The sequence below is a fragment of the Actinomadura rubrisoli genome (assembly GCF_004349215.1).
GTDB classification, from domain to species: Bacteria; Actinomycetota; Actinomycetes; order Streptosporangiales; family Streptosporangiaceae; genus Spirillospora; species Spirillospora rubrisoli.
In genome coordinates this window covers 1-2,338 of the sequence record NZ_SMKU01000629.1, presented here as the reverse complement: position 1 = coordinate 2,338, position 2,338 = coordinate 1, and the positions used below count along the sequence as shown (strand labels likewise).

Here is a 2,338-nt window from a genome sequence, read left to right as displayed (position 1 = left end):
GGTAGGGGTGGGACATGACGGGGCCGTCTCCCTCGGGCAGTAGAAGGCCCCCGGGACCGGTTGAACGGTTCCCGGGGCGGCGGATCGAGGTAGGGGTTGGAGGTAATAGCCGGTGGGCTGGTCATCGGAGTCTGCGGATGATCCAGCGCTGGTGTGCGCGGGGTGCCAGGGGTGAGATCTTGACGACGTCGCCGGTTTGGGGGGCCTGCACCATGCGGCCGTCGCCGATGTAGATGCCGATGTGGGTGATGCCTTGGCCGTGGTCGAAGCCGATCAGGTCGCCGGGCCGCATCGAGTCACGGGTGACGGGTTTGCCGCGCTGGACCTGGTCGGCGGCGACGCGAGGCAGGGTGATCCGGCCGCGGGATGCCTGGTAGACGGCGTATTGCACCAGGCCCGAGCAGTCGAACCCGACCGTTTCGCGGCCGTCGTATCCGCCGGGTGAGCAGCAGATCCCGCGGCTTTTGCCGCTGGGGCCGCCGCCGCCCCACGAGTACGGGACTCCGCGTTGAGTCTTGGCCTCGGCGACGATGCGCCGGCCAAGTCCGGCCCCGTCCCCGGCCGTGGCGTGGGGGCGGGCGTGGTCGGTGTCGTCGTCTTTGGCGTCGTCGCGGGCGATGGTGCTGATGTGGTAGGCCAGCACGCTGACCAGGGCGATGCGGACGAACCGGCCTGCGGCTTGGGCCACCGGGGTTACCTCCTGAGCAGATTGGGGGGCGTGTTTTCGCGCAGGGCATGGCCGGGGCGCCGGTGTCGTCCGTCGCCCCGGTGAGGTGTCGCCCCGGGTTAGGGGATCTCGTAGTGGTCTGCGGGTTTGACCAGGTAGCCGAACCGGGTGAGGTGGTTCAGCAGTTCATCGACCTGGCGCGGGGGCAGCCCGGTGCGGGTCTGGATCTGGCCGGTGGTCGCCGGTCCCGCCCTGACCGCCTGCAGGACCTGTTCGTGGGATGCGGTGAGCGGGTCGGTGGCGGTCTGCGGGTCCGGCCCGCCGTTGGCCGGGTGCTGGGATTTGGCGTGTTCGACGACCTGGCTGATCTGGTCGCTGGTGATGAGTGCGCCTTGCAGGCGGGTGGGCAGGGGCGCGCCGGCCGGTGCCAGCAGCGCGTCACCGGCGCCCAGCAGCTTTTCGGCGCCGGGCTGGTCGAGGATGACGCGGCTGTCGGACAGCGAGGACGTCGCGAACGCCAGCCGGGACGGGACGTTGGCCTTGATGAGCCCGGTCACGACGTCGACCGACGGGCGCTGGGTGGCCAGGACGAGGTGGATGCCGGCGGCGCGGGCGAGCTGGGTGATGCGGACGACCGAGTCCTCCACGTCGCGGGGCGCGACCATCATCAGGTCGGCCAGCTCGTCGACGATGACGAGCATGTACGGGTACGGGGTGTACACGCGTTCGCTGCCGGGCGGCGGCGTGAGCTTGCCCGTCTTGACCGCCTGGTTGAAGTCGTCGATGTGCCGGAACCCGGACGCGGCGAGGTCGTCGTAGCGGCGGTCCATCTCGCCGACGACCCATTCCAGGGCCTCGGCGGCCTTCTTCGGGTCGGTGATGATCGGCGTGAGCAGGTGCGGGATTGCGGCGTAGGCGGCCAGTTCGACCCGTTTGGGGTCGATGAGGATCATCCGCACCTCGTCGGGGGTGGCGCGCGTCAGGATCGAGGCGATGATGGTGTTCAGGGCGGTGGATTTGCCCGCGCCGGTGGCGCCCGCGATGAGAATGTGCGGCATCGTGGCCAGGTTGACCACCACCGGGCGGCCCTCGACGTCCTCACCCAATCCGGCGATCAGCGGATGGTGCTCGCCGGTGGCGGCTGGTGAGCGCAGCACATCGGCCAGGTGCACGGGTCGCCGGTCGGGGTTGGGCACCTCCAGACCGACCAGACCAGGTTGCCCGGGCATGGGGGCGATGAGCCGCACGCGGTCGCGCCCCAGCGCGACGCCGAGGTTCTCCACCAGGGCGCGGACCTTGGAGATCTTGACGCCGTTGCCCAGTGCGAGGCTGTAGCGGATCACCTGCGGACCAGCCGTCGCCCCCACCACGGCGGCGTGCACGCCATGCCGACGCAGCTCATCGGCGATCACCCGGGCAGCGGCATCATCACCGACCCCACCATCCACAGGCCCCATGGCAGCGCTAACCGTGGGACTATCTGCCCGGTTACCTGCGGAACCTTCCACGGGGCTGGCGGGCTCGGGCAGGGCCGTATCGAGGTCGACGGCGGTCCTCGCCTGCTGCGGCGCGGCCGGACCCGGTACCGGACCGGGTGCTGGTTCGGGTGCTCGTTCGGGCGCCTGATCCTGCTCGCCGATGCGGTCGCCGGCGGGGTGGGTGGTGTGGTGG

Annotated in this window: 1 protein-coding gene and 1 pseudogene; both read right to left on the bottom strand. The window is 70.7% G+C overall.

From position 1 onward, the window contains the following. Positions 1 to 121 precede the first annotated feature (121 nt). Positions 122 to 688 carry a C40 family peptidase gene (locus E1298_RS46295; RefSeq protein ID WP_131903713.1) on the bottom strand — a complete coding sequence of 189 codons (567 nt, stop codon included), beginning with the start codon at positions 686 to 688 and terminating at the stop codon, positions 122 to 124. A 314-nt stretch (positions 689 to 1,002) separates the two neighbouring features. Continuing rightward, positions 1,003 to 2,338, bottom strand: a pseudogene (locus E1298_RS46290) (DNA translocase FtsK); the annotation flags it as partial.